At 51.1% G+C, this 16,663-nt stretch carries 17 protein-coding genes and 1 tRNA gene; 13 read left to right on the top strand and 5 right to left on the bottom strand.

Features of this window, described 5'->3' with window-relative positions:
- The first annotated feature begins 98 nt into the window (after positions 1-98).
- From CRO57_RS05910 to CRO57_RS05930, 5 genes are all read left to right on the top strand, one after another.
- Positions 99-1,040, top strand: coding sequence for a LysR family transcriptional regulator (locus CRO57_RS05910; protein ID WP_210200764.1), 942 nt, complete (start codon positions 99-101; stop codon positions 1,038-1,040).
- A 307-nt stretch (positions 1,041-1,347) separates the two neighbouring features.
- The gene (locus tag CRO57_RS05915; protein WP_097152400.1) at positions 1,348-2,904 is read left to right on the top strand and encodes an ABC transporter ATP-binding protein; all 1,557 of its coding nucleotides are present in this window, start codon (positions 1,348-1,350) and stop codon (positions 2,902-2,904) included.
- A 1-nt stretch (position 2,905) separates the two neighbouring features.
- Positions 2,906-3,985, top strand: a complete 1,080-nt coding sequence (locus tag CRO57_RS05920) for an ABC transporter permease (RefSeq protein WP_097152401.1) — start codon at positions 2,906-2,908, stop codon at positions 3,983-3,985.
- The gene (locus CRO57_RS05925) at positions 3,985-4,905 is read left to right on the top strand and encodes an ABC transporter permease (RefSeq protein ID WP_097152402.1); all 921 of its coding nucleotides are present in this window, start codon (positions 3,985-3,987) and stop codon (positions 4,903-4,905) included. The genes CRO57_RS05920 and CRO57_RS05925 overlap by 1 nt, the downstream gene beginning before the upstream one ends.
- A gap of 123 nt (positions 4,906-5,028) precedes the next feature.
- Positions 5,029-6,144: a BMP family ABC transporter substrate-binding protein gene (locus CRO57_RS05930; protein ID WP_097152403.1), complete on the top strand. Its 1,116-nt coding sequence runs from the start codon at positions 5,029-5,031 to the stop codon at positions 6,142-6,144.
- Positions 6,145-6,221: 77 nt separating this feature from the next.
- Here the strand turns inward: CRO57_RS05930 and CRO57_RS05935 are convergent, their stop codons facing one another.
- Together CRO57_RS05935 and CRO57_RS05940 are read right to left on the bottom strand one after the other, a co-directional pair.
- Positions 6,222-7,268: a permease gene (locus CRO57_RS05935; RefSeq protein WP_097152404.1), complete on the bottom strand. Its 1,047-nt coding sequence runs from the start codon at positions 7,266-7,268 to the stop codon at positions 6,222-6,224.
- Positions 7,261-7,593, bottom strand: a complete 333-nt coding sequence (locus CRO57_RS05940) for an ArsR/SmtB family transcription factor (protein WP_097152405.1) — start codon at positions 7,591-7,593, stop codon at positions 7,261-7,263. Before CRO57_RS05940 ends, CRO57_RS05935 begins: the two co-directional genes overlap by 8 nt.
- Before the next feature lie 446 nt (positions 7,594-8,039).
- Between CRO57_RS05940 and napF the strand changes: the two genes are divergently transcribed.
- From napF to CRO57_RS05975, 7 genes are all read left to right on the top strand, one after another.
- On the top strand, positions 8,040-8,624 hold the full coding sequence (gene napF / locus CRO57_RS05945; protein WP_170955966.1) for a ferredoxin-type protein NapF: 585 nt from the start codon (positions 8,040-8,042) through the stop codon (positions 8,622-8,624).
- Positions 8,621-8,896 (top strand): chaperone NapD, encoded by a 276-nt coding sequence (locus CRO57_RS05950; protein ID WP_097152407.1) that lies wholly within the window; start codon positions 8,621-8,623, stop codon positions 8,894-8,896. The genes napF and CRO57_RS05950 overlap by 4 nt, the downstream gene beginning before the upstream one ends.
- Positions 8,890-11,388: a nitrate reductase catalytic subunit NapA gene (napA, locus tag CRO57_RS05955; RefSeq protein ID WP_097152408.1), complete on the top strand. Its 2,499-nt coding sequence runs from the start codon at positions 8,890-8,892 to the stop codon at positions 11,386-11,388. The genes CRO57_RS05950 and napA overlap by 7 nt, the downstream gene beginning before the upstream one ends.
- Positions 11,389-11,466: 78 nt before the next feature.
- Positions 11,467-12,228 (top strand): ferredoxin-type protein NapG, encoded by a 762-nt coding sequence (gene napG / locus CRO57_RS05960; protein WP_097152409.1) that lies wholly within the window; start codon positions 11,467-11,469, stop codon positions 12,226-12,228.
- The gene (gene napH, locus CRO57_RS05965; RefSeq protein WP_210200765.1) at positions 12,225-13,136 is read left to right on the top strand and encodes a quinol dehydrogenase ferredoxin subunit NapH; all 912 of its coding nucleotides are present in this window, start codon (positions 12,225-12,227) and stop codon (positions 13,134-13,136) included. Before napG ends, napH begins: the two co-directional genes overlap by 4 nt.
- 2 nt (positions 13,137-13,138) lie before the next feature.
- Positions 13,139-13,606, top strand: a complete 468-nt coding sequence (locus CRO57_RS05970) for a nitrate reductase cytochrome c-type subunit (RefSeq protein WP_210200766.1) — start codon at positions 13,139-13,141, stop codon at positions 13,604-13,606.
- 21 nt (positions 13,607-13,627) lie between these two features.
- The gene (locus CRO57_RS05975; protein WP_097152410.1) at positions 13,628-14,275 is read left to right on the top strand and encodes a NapC/NirT family cytochrome c; all 648 of its coding nucleotides are present in this window, start codon (positions 13,628-13,630) and stop codon (positions 14,273-14,275) included.
- A gap of 88 nt (positions 14,276-14,363) precedes the next feature.
- Here the strand turns inward: CRO57_RS05975 and CRO57_RS05980 are convergent, their stop codons facing one another.
- From CRO57_RS05980 to CRO57_RS05990, 3 genes are read right to left on the bottom strand one after another with little or no spacing between them, the layout of a single operon-like run.
- Positions 14,364-14,810 (bottom strand): DUF1499 domain-containing protein, encoded by a 447-nt coding sequence (locus CRO57_RS05980; protein WP_210200767.1) that lies wholly within the window; start codon positions 14,808-14,810, stop codon positions 14,364-14,366.
- 33 nt (positions 14,811-14,843) lie between these two features.
- A complete protein-coding gene (locus CRO57_RS05985) occupies positions 14,844-15,461 on the bottom strand; it encodes a cytochrome b/b6 domain-containing protein (protein ID WP_097152411.1) in 618 nt (205 codons plus the stop codon).
- Positions 15,462-15,484: 23 nt separating this feature from the next.
- Positions 15,485-15,943: a c-type cytochrome gene (locus CRO57_RS05990; RefSeq protein ID WP_097152412.1), complete on the bottom strand. Its 459-nt coding sequence runs from the start codon at positions 15,941-15,943 to the stop codon at positions 15,485-15,487.
- 380 nt (positions 15,944-16,323) lie between these two features.
- Between CRO57_RS05990 and CRO57_RS05995 the strand changes: the two genes are divergently transcribed.
- Positions 16,324-16,413, top strand: a tRNA-Ser gene (locus CRO57_RS05995).
- Positions 16,414-16,663: the final 250 nt, after the last annotated feature.

Consider the following 16,663-nt stretch of genomic DNA (forward strand, 5'->3'; position numbering starts at 1 on the left):
CCTTTGACAGGTTCGGAAGTGACTGGGTAACCTGAACTCAACCTTCACGAGGGGGCAAGGGACCTGATATAGTCCGCAGCCACCGATGCAAAGTTTGAGTGACCAGACAAAGGAGCAAGATCCTGGACCGCGCTCGCCTCTTATATTCTCCAGCTTTGCGTTATTTCGCCGCAGTCGCTGAGCATGGTGCCATTCGGGCTGCCAGCCGCGAACTCAACGTTGCATCTTCTGCTGTTAACAGACAAATTCTTTGGTTGGAAGATAGCCTTGGTGTGCCTTTGTTTGAGCGGGTAGGGCGACGTCTGCAACTCTCGCCAGCTGGTGATATCCTTTTGCGTCATGTGACCCATGTTCTGCGGGATTTTGAGGAAACAGCCTCCGAGATCGATGCGCTGAAGGGCCTGAAGCGTGGTATCGTTCGCATAGCCAGCGTAGAGAGCGTCGCAACCGAATTGCTTACCGATTTAGCTGCATCCTTTGGTGAAGCATATCCGGATATCCAACTGAAAATCACAGTCACTCACGCCAACAAGATCACGCGTCTGGTGACCGATTCCGAAGTTGATATCGGTTTCACATTCGACCCCGGATCTGATGATACCCTTTCGATCGGATATGAACGGGATTTTGAAATTGGCGCAGTCGTAAAGAAAAACCATCCATTGGCAACGCAGGATACCGTGTCTTTCGCGTCTTGCGTCGAATATCCCATTATTCTTCCAGCGAAAGGACTTTCGCTACGCGCTGCATTGGACAAGATGCTCTCCAATACAGATGCATCAGTTTTTGCTGAAGTCAGCACTTTGCAAATGATGCGCAAGCTCGCGCAAAAAGGTCTGGGAGTTTGCTTCCAGACCCGGATTGGCCTTGAAGATCAGATGCAGGAAGCCGATATGGTGTTTTTGCCGTTAAATGATGAAGCTTTGCCGAAAAACCGCTTAGCCATCATCACCCATGCCCAACGGCAGTTGAAGCTGGCTCCCGCCATGTTCGTCAGCCATGCCCGCCAGCATTTTGCTGATCTGTTTCCAAACAACTAGGACTGTTTCGAAGGAGAGATTGATCAATCTACCCGTCACACTGGTTCGGCCAAAGGGCGGGGAAAAACAGAAAAATGATCTTTTATTGAGGGCGGTGAGGCGTGCTTCGATCTCAATAAAAGATCAAAAATATAGCATCTGCATAAAAGGGCTGAATAAAGCATCAAGAATACGGTTAATGATGTCTTTTTGTGTGGCATGTCACGCAATAGTTACTTAAAGAAGCCGGGTCTTTCGCACCCGCCTTGCCAACTTAATCTGCCCGAGCGACTTCCTCGTTCTGGTACCAGTTCGAGAGTGATCAGCAATGACCAACGCTCCGCTCCTGCAAGCAAAAAGTCTGACCAAACAATTTGGCAGCTTGAAGGCCAATGACGCTGTGGATCTGGTGGTTCAAGCGGGTGAAATCCACGCATTGTTGGGAGAGAATGGCGCGGGTAAATCCACGCTCGTAAAAATGCTCTACGGTGCTCTTCAGCCAACTTCGGGCCAGATTTTCTGGAAGGGTGAGGAGGTGAATCTCTCCGACCCGGCGCAAGCCCGAAAGCTTGGCGTGGGCATGGTATTTCAGCATTTTTCCCTGTTTGACTCCCTGACAGTGGTTGAGAATATCGCACTGGCTTTGCCCAAAGATACCAAGATGGGACTATTGGCTAAAAGGGTTGAAGAAGTCTCTCGCGAATATGGCCTTCCATTAAAAGCCGACAATCTGGTTGCCGACCTATCGGTCGGCGAAAGACAGCGCATCGAAATTGTGCGTTGTTTATTGCAAAATCCCGAGCTTATCATCATGGATGAGCCTACCTCTGTGCTGACCCCGCAAGAAGCCGATCTTCTATTCGAGACTCTGGAACGCCTATCCGGCGAGGGGCGCTCCATTCTCTATATCTCCCACCGTCTGGAAGAGGTTCAGAAAATGTGTGATACGGCGACCATATTGCGTCATGGCAAGCTGGTTGCTCATTGCACCCCTTCAGATGAGACGGCAGCCAGCTTGGCGCGCCTTATGGTGGGGAGTAGTGTGCAGGCTGTGGAGAGAAGCAAGGCTGATGTCTCTGATGCACCAGTTCGTTTGCGACTGAATGAACTTTGCTTGCCCCCATCCGGACCTTTTGCAGTACCATTGAAAGATATCTCTCTCAATGTCAGGGGGGGAGAGGTTGTTGCCATTGCAGGTGTTGCAGGCAATGGACAGGCCGAATTGTTTGATGCGCTTTCTGGCGAGCGTGACACAGCTACCGGTGCGGTCATCATCAATGACATTGAAAGCGGCCATAAGGGTGTGACAGCTCGCAGGAGCCTTGGTGCTGCATTTGTACCGGAGGAACGGCTGGGCCATGCAGCTGTGCCAGATTTACCACTCAGTGAAAATGTTATACTTACTCGTCATGGGTCTGATAAACCCCTGAAAAATGGCTTGTTTTTGAAACGCACTCATGCCGGAGAGCTTGGAGTGCGCATTTCCGAAACCTTCGATGTCCGCAAAGGTGCACCGGACCCAAACGCAGGTAGCCTCTCCGGTGGCAATCTGCAAAAGTTTGTGGTCGGACGAGAAATCGATCGTGGGCCAACTCTTCTTGTCGTTTCCCAACCAACCTGGGGTGTTGATGCAGGTGCTGCTGCACTTATTCGACAGGCTCTTCTTGATCTGGCGCGCCAAGGCGCAGCCGTACTGGTCATTTCTCAGGATCTTGATGAGATTTTCGAGATTGCCGACCGCATCGCCGTGATCAACAAGGGCGAGCTGTCCAAAGCCGAACTGGTAGAAGATATGAGCCTCGAAAAAATCGGCCTTCTCATGGGCGGCGTTCATGGTGCAGAAGACACCCTGACACCATCTGCCGCAGTCCAGGAGGCATATTGATATGCGTATTGAATTACAAAAGCGCTCTCAGCCTTCCAGTCTGATGATCTGGCTGTCACCTGTTTTGGCTATCACGCTGACACTCATTACCGGTGCATTGATGTTTAGTATGCTTGGTTTCAATCCAGCAAAAGCCCTTTATGTCTATTTCATTGCACCACTGCTGGACCTTTGGAGCTTGCAGGAATTGGTGGTGAAGGCCTCTCCACTCATACTTATCGCCGTTGGTCTGTCCATCTGTTACCGGTCAAATAACTGGAATATCGGTGCGGAAGGGCAATTTACCGTCGGAGCTATAGCGGGTTCCATTCTGCCTGTTGTTTTCTATCAGTGGGAAAGCCCACTGACATTCCCTCTGATGATCGCCATGGGCGCCGTTGGTGGCGCGCTTTTTGGAGCAATTCCTGCTATTCTGAAGAACAAATTCGGCGCCAATGAAATCCTGACCAGTCTGATGTTGACCTATGTCGCATTGCTGGCTCTGGACTATCTGGTCCGTGGACCGTGGAAAAATCCGGAAGGGTTCAATTTTCCGGAAAGCCGTCTTTTCAATGATGCTGCACAGGCACCAAGCCTGATTGCTGATGGCCGCATGCATGTTGGAGCGCTCTTTGCTGTCGTTGCGGTTATTGCCGTGTTTATTCTGTTTTCACGCACTTTGAAGGGCTTTGAGATCCGCGTTCTTGGCGCAACACCAAGGGCAGGGAACTTTGCTGGTTTTTCCAAAGAAAGGATGATCCTCTTTGCCTTCATGACGTCAGGTGCGTTGGCCGGTATCGCAGGCACGGTCGAAGTTGCAGGCCCTATCGGCCAATTGATACCGACCATTTCACCTGGCTACGGTTTTACGGCAATTATTGTAGCCTTCCTGGGTCGCTTGAACCCGGTCGGTATCTTGTTTGCAGGGCTCTTGCTGGCACTGTCTTACCTAGGCGGGGAAGCCGCGCAAATTGATCTTGGTATCTCGGAAAAAACCTCCAAGGCGTTTCAGGGCATTTTGCTCTTCTATGTGCTGGCTTGCGATACGCTCATTTACTATCGCATCAAACTTGTCTCCTCCAAAAATAAAGAGGCGGTCTAATGGAAATCTTTGAAGCAATTCTCATCACCATAGTGACCGCATCCACACCGTTGCTTTTGGCGGCTCTGGGGGAATTGGTCGTTGAGCGCTCGGGTGTACTCAATCTGGGTGTTGAAGGCATGATGATCATGGGTGCTGTCTGTGCTTTTGCGGTCTCTTTGACCACAGGTAATCCCTATCTGGGCATTCTGGCTGGCATGCTTGGCGGCATGGTCATGTCGCTACTGTTTGGTATACTGACGCTGTCTCTGGTTACAAACCAGGTTGCGACGGGTCTGGCACTGACACTTCTGGGGCTTGGCTTATCAGGTATGATCGGTGAAGCATTTGTTGGAACACCTGGCGTTAAACTTACCCCGTTGCCTATTCCGGGACTTGTAGAACTTCCCTTCATTGGTAAAGCACTCTTTGGCCAGGATATTCTGTTCTATGTCTCCATAGCTCTGACCATTGGCACGACCTGGTTCCTTTTCAAAAGCCGTCCAGGCTTGATCATCCGAGCCGTTGGAGAGAATCATGGCTCCGCCCATGCCCTTGGCTATTCAGTGATCAGGGTTCGTTATATGGCTGTACTTTTTGGTGGTTTCTGTGCTGGTCTTGCAGGTGCCTATCTTTCACTGGTTTATACCTCTCTGTGGATTGAGGATATGTCCGCAGGCCGTGGCTGGATCGCACTGGCTCTTGTGGTCTTCTCCAGCTGGCTGCCTAAGCGTCTGATCATTGGCGCCTATCTGTTTGGTGTTGTTTCTATTTTGCAGTTCCATGCCCAAGGTGCCGGAGTGCCAGTTCCATCGCAACTGCTTACGGCATTGCCGTATCTGGCCACCATCGTGGCTCTGGTTTTCATTTCTCGCAATCGCGCTGTCGCCCGTGCCAATACGCCAGCCTGCCTGGGGCTTGCATTTGTGCCCGATCGGTAACAGGATTGCATTCAATAAGAGCTGCATCTTTTGCCGCTCAATCTTTCGGCGGTCGCCCCACCACATATAGACCGCCTCAATTTTAGGGCAGCTTGAAAAAGATGCCAACAGGAGAGGGATAACATGCGTAAACTTCTAGCCGCTGCGGTACTTGCAGTGTCAGCATTCGCGCTGACAGCATGTGATGACAAGAAAGAAGAAGCAAAGGCTCCTAAAGAGCCTGCCAAAGCTGAAGCGCCTTCAAAGGTAAAAGTTGGCTTTGTTTATGTGGGGCCAATTGGCGATCATGGATGGTCCTATCAGCATGACCAAGGCCGTCTGGCTATTGAGAAGAAATTCGGAGACAAGGTTGAAACGACCTATGTTGAGAAAGTCGCCGAAGGCCCGGATGCTGAGCGTGTTATCGAAAAGATGGCACGAGACGGTAGCGATCTGATCTTCACCACTTCTTTCGGCTTCATGAACCCAACAATCAAAGTTGCGGAAAAGCATCCGAATGTAAAATTCGAGCACGCTACTGGTTATAAGCGCGCAGAGAACGTGTCCACTTACGCAGCGCGCTTCTATGAAGGCCGCTATGTAATTGGCCAAATCGCGGCCAAAATGTCCAAGACCAAGACCGTTGGATATATTGCTTCCTTCCCAATTCCAGAAGTTGTACGCGGAATCAACTCCTTCCTGCTGGGTGCACAGTCAGTTGATCCTGAGATGAAAATCAAAGTGATCTGGGTGAACAGCTGGTTCGATCCAGGCAAGGAAGCCGATGCTGCCAAGGCTCTGATTGACCAGGGTGCAGACATCATCACCCAGCACACGGATTCTCCTGCTGCTCTGCAGGTTGCTGAAGAGCGCGGTGTTTTCGCATTCGGTCAAGCATCTGATATGATCAAATTCGGTCCCAAGTCCCAGCTTACAGCTATCGTTGATGATTGGAGTGAGTACTACATTAATCGTGTACAAGCAGTCTTGGACAACAAATGGGAAAGCACTGACACTTGGGGTGGTTTCGCAGAGAAAATGGTCGTCATGGCTGACTATACCAATCTGCCTGCAGACGTTGTTGAAATGGCCAAGAAGACTGCTGCTGACATAGAGTCCGGTGCTTTGCACCCATTCAAGGGCCCAATCTTCAAGCAGGATGGCACTCAGGCAATCAAGGAAGGCGAAACCCTTGATGCAGGCACTCTGCTAGGCATGAACTGGTATGTCAAAGGTGTAGACGACAAGCTGCCACAATAAGAGCTTGCTTCTACCCTAAAAAACAAAGAAAGGCCCGCAACCCTTGGAAGGTTGCGGGCCTTTTCATTTGTATCTGATCAAACAATCATCTGGAACAGGATACCCGAGGCAATGGCTCCAGTAACGCCAAGGCACAGATAGCTGGCAAAGACTGGCGGCCGAACCAATGACCATACCGCCGTCATGGCAGGGATGGAGCTTACAGCACCGGCTACCATGAAGGACATTGCAGCCCCGCCTGTCATGCCTTGTTCCATCAGTCCAGCGAGCAATGGCGGTGCGACATAGCTATTAAGATAGGCTGGCATACCAACAAGTGCAGCGATGGCAATCGGCAGAATTCCTTCTCCACCGACCAGGCGTGCAATCAGTTCAGCAGGAACATAAGTCACCAACAAAGCTTCCAGAATATAGGCAAAGGCCAGCCATTTGATGAGGAAGAGCCCGTTGCTGATGAGTTCAGCCTTGAAAGCCTCACGTCGCTTTTGCTCATTCCAGAATTTCCAAACTGCCTTGCCAGTGAAGGGATCAGACCCACAGCCGCAAGAACTGCAGGAGCTTTGTTGTTTGAGCGGGGAAGTAAACGCACCAGCTTGCATAATCGCCCTTATGGCAAAACCACCAAACAATCCCAAAGCAATGGCTGCTATTGCTTTGCCAATTGCGAACTCCCATCCAAGCGCCCCTGCGGTAATCAGCAAGGTTGGTGGATCAATCAGCGGTGATGATAACCAGAATGCCATAACAGCAGAGAGGGGAGCCCCCAGAGCTAGAAGCCCGGCAATGAACGGAATGACCTCGCAAGAGCAGAAGGGAGCAAGGCCTCCAAACAAAGCTGCAAGAAAGATCATCCGCACCTCGCGCCCTTTGAAGGCTTCTGCAACCATGGCCTCGGCACCCGCTGCCTTTAGATAGGCAATCAGGAAGACCGCAAAAGCGATCAAAGGCGCAGTACTTGCAAAGGCTTTGAACGCAAAAGTGACAACAGGCCAGAAGTTATTGCTATCAAGGAGGGCAACAACGACCGGAATAACAACGACAAAACTCCAAGGCGAGGCGAGGGATGTCATCAATCCCCGAAGCGAGAAGGATGGAGCAACAGCAGTTTTCCCAAGATCAGACATCGTCTTTCTCCTTGATAACGGCGACCAACTGATCGGAGCAGCTATCAGCACAGCATTCCTTCAGAATATATGACGCCAAGGCCTCAAGCTGATCATAACTGGCCCTGGAGATGATTGATCGACCATGCCTTTCTTGTTCGATCACACCTGCTCCTGAGAGGAATTTCAAATGATGAGCCAAGGTAGACGGGGCAATCCCGGTTCTCTCCTGGATATCACCGACGGTGAGACCTTCACGGCCAGCGCGCACGAGGCAATTCAAAACAGTCAGTCGGGCTTCAGAGCCCATTGCGGCAAACCCTTGTGCAGCTATCTCAACTTGCATCACGTTTACTCCAAGATTTAATTAATTCTATAAAACTAGTTTATTAGTTATTTTGTCTTTGTCAAGACTGAGCAGGTATGGACGCATCATGAGGCCAGACTTGACGCTCTCAGATCAAATTAACCTTACGTAAATATGATTTATTTTCTCAAGAAATAAATTAAGCTGCGAATTCACCCAAAAACAGGCACGTGTGGCTAAGTATTCAATGCTACGTACAATATAATAACCTGAATTTCAGGTGCTTGTTTGCTTGCCTTGTGCACATAAATCGAACATGAACCCGATTTAATTTGATCAACAAAAATCATTAAAATTCAAGTAGATGATCAATTTTGATTTAGATCATTTGACGATAGTCAAGTGCTTTTTCCCCATTCAATACTTACGCTTCTTTTTGAGAAAAGTCTGACTCACTTTTCTCCATTTACGGAAGGACTATGGACGTGGACCGGCGTGCATTCTTATCTGGTGGGCAAGGGGGCAATGCCCCAATCCGGCCCCCCTATGCTAAATTGGAAGAGATGGCATTTTTCGATGCCTGCACCGCTTGTGGTGATTGCATTGAAGCCTGTCCAGAGGATCTGCTTGTTGCGGGATATCAGGGACGTCCAGAAGTCGATTTTACCAATTCCTTTTGCACCTTCTGCGGCGCATGTGCCCATTCCTGCTCCCACGGGCTACTGGTCGCTCCAACGCAGGATGACGCTCCTTCCCAGAGCCATGCCTGGCCGCTGAAGGTGCATGTTACATCACAATGCCTGGAGGCGAGGGCGGTTGCATGTCGTGCATGCGAAAGCTCTTGCGGATATGGCGCCATGCGTTTTCGTCCGCAGCTGGGTGGTAGCACCGCCCTGATCATCGACGCAGATCACTGCACTGGTTGCGGCGAATGCCTCTCCACCTGTCCGGTGCAGGCATTGACCATTCAGGCTGATCCAAAGCCTAAGGATCAGCTTGCTTCAACTATCACACCATCAACCTCCAATACCTCGCAACCTGACCAACCACAAAAGGAGTGCCCGCTATGATGAATGTCTGCGGTGTACTTGTTCATGCACGACCTGACCGAGTGAACTCGGTGGAGGCCATGCTGGCAGAAATTCCCGGTGTTGAGACCCATGGGCAATCTGACAATGCCCGCCTTGTGGTCACCATCGAGGATACCGAAACAATGAGTGCTATGGATGCCATGTCCGCTGTTAACCGGACTGATGGCGTCGTCGCCACAGCGCTCGTTTATCACGAAATGGAACCTGATCTTGATGCGCAAACAAGCGCAACGGAGGAAAAGCCATGCTAAAGCAGAACAGGCGCGACTTCATGAAGGCAAGTGCAGTGACTGCCACTGCAGCGGCCGCCGGGGTATCAATGGTCCCCGACGCCGCCAAAGCTGCTAGCCGCAACGACATCCGCTGGGATAAAGGCGTATGTCGTTTTTGCGGTACCGGCTGCGGTGTACTTGTCGGCACAAAAAATGGCCGAGTAGTGGCCACACAGGGCGATCCTGATGCACCAGTCAACAAAGGACTGAACTGCATCAAGGGCTACTTTCTGTCCAAAATCATGTATGGACAGGACCGTGTGACCCAACCATTGCTCCGCATGACCAATGGCGAGTTTGACAAGAACGGCGAATTCACTCCGGTTTCATGGGATGACGCCTTCACTATCATGGCTGAGAAATGGAAAGCAGCCATGAAGGACAAAGGCCCGAAGGGCGTTTCCATGTTCGGCTCTGGTCAATGGACCGTTTGGGAAGGCTATGCAGCGGCCAAGTTCATGAAAGCCGGCCTTCTGTCCAACAATATTGACCCCAACGCCCGTCACTGCATGGCTTCTGCAGTGGCTGGCTTTATGCGCGCATTCGGCATCGACGAACCAATGGGTTGCTATGACGACCTTGAGCATGGCGAAAACTTCGTGCTCTGGGGTGCCAATATGGCAGAGATGCACCCAATCCTCTGGTCTCGTCTCACCGATACGGCATTGACCAAGAAGGGGTCCGAAGTTCACGTGCTGTCAACCTTCGAGCATCGCTGTTTCGATCTGGCTGACAATGGCATGATCTTTGCGCCACAAACGGATTTGGCGATCCTGAACTTCATCTGCAACTACATCATCCAGAACGACAAGGTGAACTGGGAGTTCGTGAACGCTCACACCACCTTCAACCGTACTCAGGAAGATATTGGTTACGGCCTGCGCCCAACTCATGAGCTGGAAAAGAAAGCCAAATTCCCAGCCCATGAAGGCAAGCACGGAAAAGTCAGCGGCATTGATTTTGAAGAGTTCAAGAAACTCGTCGAGCCATATACCGTTGAATATACTTCCGAATTGTCCGGTGTGCCGGTCGACAAACTGATCAAACTTGCCGAGCTTTATGCTGATCCAACCCGCAAAGTGGTTTCCTACTGGACCATGGGCTTCAACCAGCATACACGCGGCACTTGGGTCAACGGCCTGATGTATAACGTGCATCTGTTGGTCGGCAAGATCTCTGAGCCTGGCAATGGTCCATTCTCTCTGACTGGTCAGCCATCCGCTTGTGGTACTGCTCGTGAGGTTGGCACCTTCGCACACCGTCTGCCCGCAGATATGGTTGTCATGAAGGAAGCACACCGCAAATTTGCCGAGAAGAAATGGGGCATCCCTGAAGGGATCATTCCCGGCAAGCCTGGTGCTCACGCAGTTCTTCAGCATCGTCTTCTGAAAGACGGCAAGATCAACTGCCACTGGGTACAGTGCACCAATAACATGCAAGCCGCTCCGAATATGAATGAGGAAGGCTTCCCAGGCTATCGTAACCCCGACAACTTCATTGTTGTTTCCGATCCGTATCCAACTGTCACGGCGACAGCAGCAGACTTGATCCTGCCAACCGCTATGTGGATGGAGAAGGAAGGGGCATACGGTAACGCTGAGCGCCGCACCCAGTTCTGGCGTCAACAGGTCAATGCGCCGGGTGAAGCACGCTCTGATGTTTGGCAGGTTGTCGAATTCTCCAAATATTTCAAAACAGACGAAGTCTGGCCTGCTGAAATTCTGGAGAAAAATCCTAAATTCAAAGGCAAGACCCTCTTCGAGGTCCTCTTCGCCAACGGCACAGTTGATAAATATCCTCTGTCCGAAATTCAGGAAGGTTTCGAGAACCAAGAGTCCAAGCACTTTGGTTTCTATCTGCAAAAAGGTCTGTTCGAAGAATATGCAGGCTTTGGCCGTGGCAAAGCCCACGATCTCGCAGACTTCGATCAATATCACAACTCACGCGGTCTGCGTTGGCCTGTGATCGACAACAAGGAAACCTTGTGGCGCTTCCGTGAGGGCTATGACCCATATGTGAAAGAAGGCGAAGGCGTAAGCTTCTATGGTCGTCCAGACAAGAAGGCACGCATCATCTTTGCACCATATGAGCCACCTGCAGAGAGCCCTGACAAGGACTTCGATCTGTGGCTGATCACCGGTCGTGTGCTTGAGCATTGGCATTCAGGCTCCATGACCCGTCGCGTACCGGAACTGCACCGTGCATTCCCGAACGCTGTGGTTTACATGCATCCTGATGATGCCAAAGAACGCGGCCTTCGTCGTGGTCAAACCATAAAGATCTCAAGCCGTCGTGGTGAAGTGATCAGTCGTGTGGAAACACGCGGCCGTAACAAACCACCAAAAGGCGCGGTCTACATGCCTTGGTTTGACGCAAAGCAACTGACCAACAAACTGACATTGGATGCAACTTGTCCAATTTCCAAAGAAACAGACTTCAAGAAGTGCGCCTGTAAGGTCGAAACTGCTTGATATCTCCGTGAAACCGTCGGGGTGGCAATGACGCAACCCCGACATCCAAATCCTGGAAACCCTAACGGGCATTAGACAATGACTGCGCAAAGTAAAACAGCAAAATCACGGCGGGATATCCTCGTTGATGGCGCGCGCGCAGCTTGCGGTGTAGCGGCAGCCATGTTTGGCCTGACCGTTTTCTCCCGTCAATCTGCGGCACTGCCCAGCACAGCCTTGCGTCCCCCCGGAGCGTTGGCTGAGGCTGATTTTGTTAGCGCCTGCATTCGTTGCGGGCTTTGTGTCCGGGATTGTCCATATGATATTCTCGCCCTGGCTGACCTGGGCGAGGGGCCTGCACATGGCACACCATTTTTCATCGCACGCACCGGTCCTTGTGAGTTGTGCGACGATATCCCATGTGTTGCAGCCTGTCCGACCGGAGCGTTGGATCGCGCTCTGACGGATATTACACAATCAAAAATGGGGGTTGCGGTTCTCCTTGGACGGGAAAGCTGCCTCAATCTCCAAGGTCTGAGATGTGATGTCTGCTATCGCGTCTGTCCGCTGATTGACGAAGCGATCACTCTGGATCGCCGACACAATGAGCGCACAGGCAAACATGCCATTCTGGAACCCATCGTTCATATCGATAAATGCACAGGTTGTGGCATTTGCGAAAAGGCTTGTGTTCTGGAAGAAGCCGCCATCAAGGTTCTGCCAACCCGGCTTGCCGGTGGCACCCATGATAGTCACTATCAATTCGGTTGGGAAGCCAAGGAAGAGGCAGGGGGCGAGCTCGTTCCAGGTCTCATCGATCTTCCTGATCGCGGCCCGGTTTTGCCAGGAGGTGGATCATGAAAATGAGCCTTACCCCGGGCAAACGTGCCTTTGAATTGCATGGCTTCTGGTTTGCAAATCGCTACCTGATTGCCCGCCGTCTGACACAGGTCTTCTTCATAGCTCTGTTCCTGACAGGTCCCTGGTTTGGAATTTGGATCGCAGAAGGAAATCTGGCCTCCAGCTGGACGCTCGATTTCCTGCCTCTGACTGATCCCCTGATCCTCATTCAGGGCCTGCTGGCTGGCAATTGGCCGGAACTGGTCGCCATTGTTGGCGCACTCATCGTAACAATTGCCTATCTGCTGGTTGGTGGTCGGGCCTATTGCGCATGGGTTTGCCCCATCAATCCGATCACCGATCTGGCTGCCTTGTTGCGACGCAAGCTTGACATCAAGAAAGGCTGGACGCCGAAACGCAACTTGCGGCTCTATGTTCTGGCTGGCATCCTGATCACCACTCTGATCTCGGGAACGCTTGTATGGGAGCTGATCAATCCGATCACCTCACTGCATCGTGCAATCCTGTTCGGCACCTTTGTTGGTGCCATGGCAAGTCTTGCCATCTTCCTGTTCGATCTCTTCACCGCACAACATGGTTGGTGTGGCCATCTGTGCCCCGTCGGCGCCTTTTACGGGCTCCTTGGTGAGGGATCGATTCTCCGTGTATCCGCTGTAGCACGTGATCGCTGCGACGACTGCATGGATTGCTTCGCGATTTGTCCGGAACCACAAGTGATCGCTCCAGCCCTCCGAGGGGAGAGGACCGGCACCGGACCACTAATTCTATCGGGAGACTGCATCAATTGCGGGCGTTGTCTCGACGTCTGTTCCGAGAATGTTTTCCGTTTCACTCATCGTTTTGATCAACGGCTACAAGGCGCTTCCCTGCCGGAAGATGCCGGACAGCTATGCCAAAAAGGAGGCTGACAATGGCGAGGATCTCTATGATCGGACTCACCCTTGCAGGTGTATTGGCAGCAACTACCGTCTTCGCTCCCAGTGTGTTCGCGCAAGGGACCGTAAAATCCCTTCGCGGGGAAACCCAGATCGACGAAGCAGGAACCGCACCGCTCGTCAACAAACAATCCAAGCCAGCCAATGGTTTTGGACGCGCTTATCGCCAGCAACCGCCGCTCATCCCGCACCGGGTTGAGGGCTACCAGGTGAATAAGAGCTTCAACAAATGCCTGAGCTGTCACTCATGGCCTCAGAATGTGCAATATGATGCACCCAAAGTCTCTGAGACCCATTATGACAGCCGCGGCAAGGAAACGGACGATGTGGCCGCAAGCCGCTGGTTCTGCACCCAGTGTCACGTTCCTCAGGCCGATGCACCCGAGCTGGTTCCAAACGCCTTTAAAAACGCGCGTGAACTGGACGGCGCATTCGCCAATTAATGGAATGCCGGAGGTAAGACAATGACCGAACAAGACAAGAAAGGCGGGCTCCTGTCCTTCTTAACAAAGCCTGCGGTGTCCATCGCCGCAGGAACCCTGCTGGTTGTCGGTTTCATCGTCGGCATCCTGTTCTGGGGCGGTTTCAACTGGTCCATGGAAATGACGAATAACGAAGAATTCTGCATTTCCTGCCATGAGATGGAAGCGAATGTGTACGAGGAATATCGCGACACCATTCACTATGCCAACCGCACCGGTGTACGGGCAACCTGTCCTGACTGCCATGTTCCAAAAGAATGGAATCATAAGGTCGTTCGCAAGATCAAGGCGTCCAAAGAGCTCTACTACCACTTTACTGGTGAACTGGATACCAAGGAGAAGTTTGAAGGCAAGCGCCTTGAGCTGGCGACCAATGTTTGGGAGGCCATGAAGACAACTGATAGCCGCGAATGCCGTAACTGTCACGACTTCGGCTCCATGGATCTGTCTGTACAGGAAAACCGGGCATCCGACTTGCACCAGAAAGCATTGCAAGCTGGCGGCACCTGCATCGATTGCCATAAAGGCATCGCGCATAAATTGCCTGCAGGCTCAGATGAAGCCATGGCAAAGCTTTACAAGCAGCTGGGTAAACCACTACCTCATGAAGCTGGTTACTTCAAAGAATAGTGAATGTAACCAATTCATCCAAGACATACAGAAACGGCCCGAATTGTCGGGCCGTTTCTGCGTCAGATTGCCAAATCTTATATGTAACCTATCGGGAATAGATCTTCGCAATGGCCTCATAGCGTTGTCGATTCAATCCCTTATCAGAATAACCAACACGCGACGCCGAGCGAAAATGTATGAGGCTTGTTTCTTCATCAAAAAAGAATTCGACATCATCGCGATAACGCATCAAGGGCGTCACTGCGACCACATGAATATAGGTCTCATTTTCTTTCTGGATGAAGAAACGATCCATATCATCAAGGATGGCTTTGACGCGCTCCATGCTTGCTTGCAAATCACCTTTGAAGGGAAGGGGAGCAACGAACCGCGCCTCTTCATCTGTCTGAGATGAGACTGCATTGGGTGTTTTGGGAAGATCGGCCAGTTTCTTTTCTTTGATACCAAGTCCAACCGGATCACTGAGGTTGAAATAGGTCATCACGCCAAACAAAATTATGGCAATCATCAAAAGGATCGATAGAAATTGCACGGGCTTATGTCCTGTTTGCGAGCGGGCTTGGCCTTATTCGGAGTGCGAGGAGGGGACTTCCTTGACCTCTTTCCAGCCGGTAATCATGGCAGTGATCAGGTCTTCGCGTTTCCAGTATTTGTAGAACAAAACAGCAAATAGATGCAATCCAACAAGCACCGCAAGAATGTTCGCCAACAAATGATGCCACTGGGTTGCCAATCTGACACCTGCACTATCCAGCATGGAAGCCAACGGACCGACATTCACATAATCATCGGCATCTACAAACAGGCCTGTGCCTGCTTGTGCAAGCACAATCAGTAACAGGGCCCATGCAGCGAGCGACCCGACGGGATTATGCCCAGGCCAATAACTTGGCTTTCTTTGGAACATATCACGTCCATATCCAACGATGGTGCGAGGTCCATGTATCATATGAGAGAAGCGAGCAGGGGAAGGACCGAACAGTCCCCAAATAAGTCGAAAAGCCAAAAGGCCAAGGGCTGCATATCCAAAATAGAAATGCAGTGTCATGATATCTGGACCAAAACGGCCCAGACACCAAGCGGATACAACACAAATAGCCAGCGCCCAATGGAATATCCGCAAGGCGGGATCCCATAACTTGACGAGTTTGGTAGTCGGGTTGGGATATTTATCCTGTTTCATACAATGAAATCCGGTTGAGGGATTTATTTTACGCGAAAATTATCGTGGCAACCCTTACAGGAACCACCGAGCATTTTTACGCCACCGCCAAGCGCTGCACGGCCTTCACCTGCAACATTGGCAATGTTAGCTGCTGCATCCTTGAATTTCTTGGCAGCGGCCCCAACTCCTGGCATATCTTTCCAGATGGCAGGCAAAGCGCGGGAAACACCCGGCATATCTTCTGAGGAAGAGCCTGGGACGAACAGGAAACCGTGGTTGGTTTCCGCCAATTTTGCAATATTGCCTGCATGCAGTTTGGCCTTTTCAGCGTCATATTCGATCTCACCCTTAGCCATACCTGCCAACATGCCCATATTTGCACCCAGTAGTTTGTAATAACCCTGACGAGCTTCAACGGCATCCTTTACGGGATCATCAGCAGCAAGGGCAGGAATAGAGAAAAGTGCCGCAGTAACTGCGGCCAAAATGATTTTACGCATAGGTCTTATGGTCCTTTATGTTCACGCAAAATTTATAGCGTCGGAGAAGTGATCGTTCCTCACAGTCGATAAGCTTCCTTCAACTCAGATGAGCCGGTCTCTCTAACGGAATCAAAAAGGAAGTTCGACAACATTGCCACTGCATTGTTGCGAAACAAAGAAACAATTGATCACGCCAAACAATCAGCAACACTAATTTTGTATCAAATTTTGTCTGAACCCCAAATCTGGTTACACTCGGTTACAATCCCTCCGTCAGAATGCCGATGCCGACCTTAAACACTTCAAATGGCAGGCTTTTCAACAGAGATGTAAAATATGCACATTTCAGGCTTGCATTTGCTGACAAATAACGGCAAATACCTCTCACCGCTGACGCCGGAGAGGTGGCAGAGTGGTTGAATGCACCGGTCTTGAAAACCGGCGTGCGTGCAAGCGTACCGTGGGTTCGAATCCCACCCTCTCCGCCATTTTCATTTGCACATTGCCACCCGCCAACCCAATGTGCGATGGCTCCGAGTTCGAATTTCGTTCTTCACTCTTCCGCCATATTTTCCTGTGCCTTGCTACCCGCCAATCCAAGGCGTTTAGGCCTTGAGTTTGAACTTTGTTCTTCACTCTTCGCCTTTCTATCTCTCAATAGTAAATCCGCTCAAACATTGTACAAATGGTATCATTCTGGTCTGTAGCGTATCCATCATTCTTGTTTTGCGCGGTTTT

The sequence above is a fragment of the Cohaesibacter gelatinilyticus genome (assembly GCF_900215605.1).
In the GTDB taxonomy this organism is placed as follows: domain Bacteria; phylum Pseudomonadota; class Alphaproteobacteria; order Rhizobiales; family Cohaesibacteraceae; genus Cohaesibacter; species Cohaesibacter gelatinilyticus.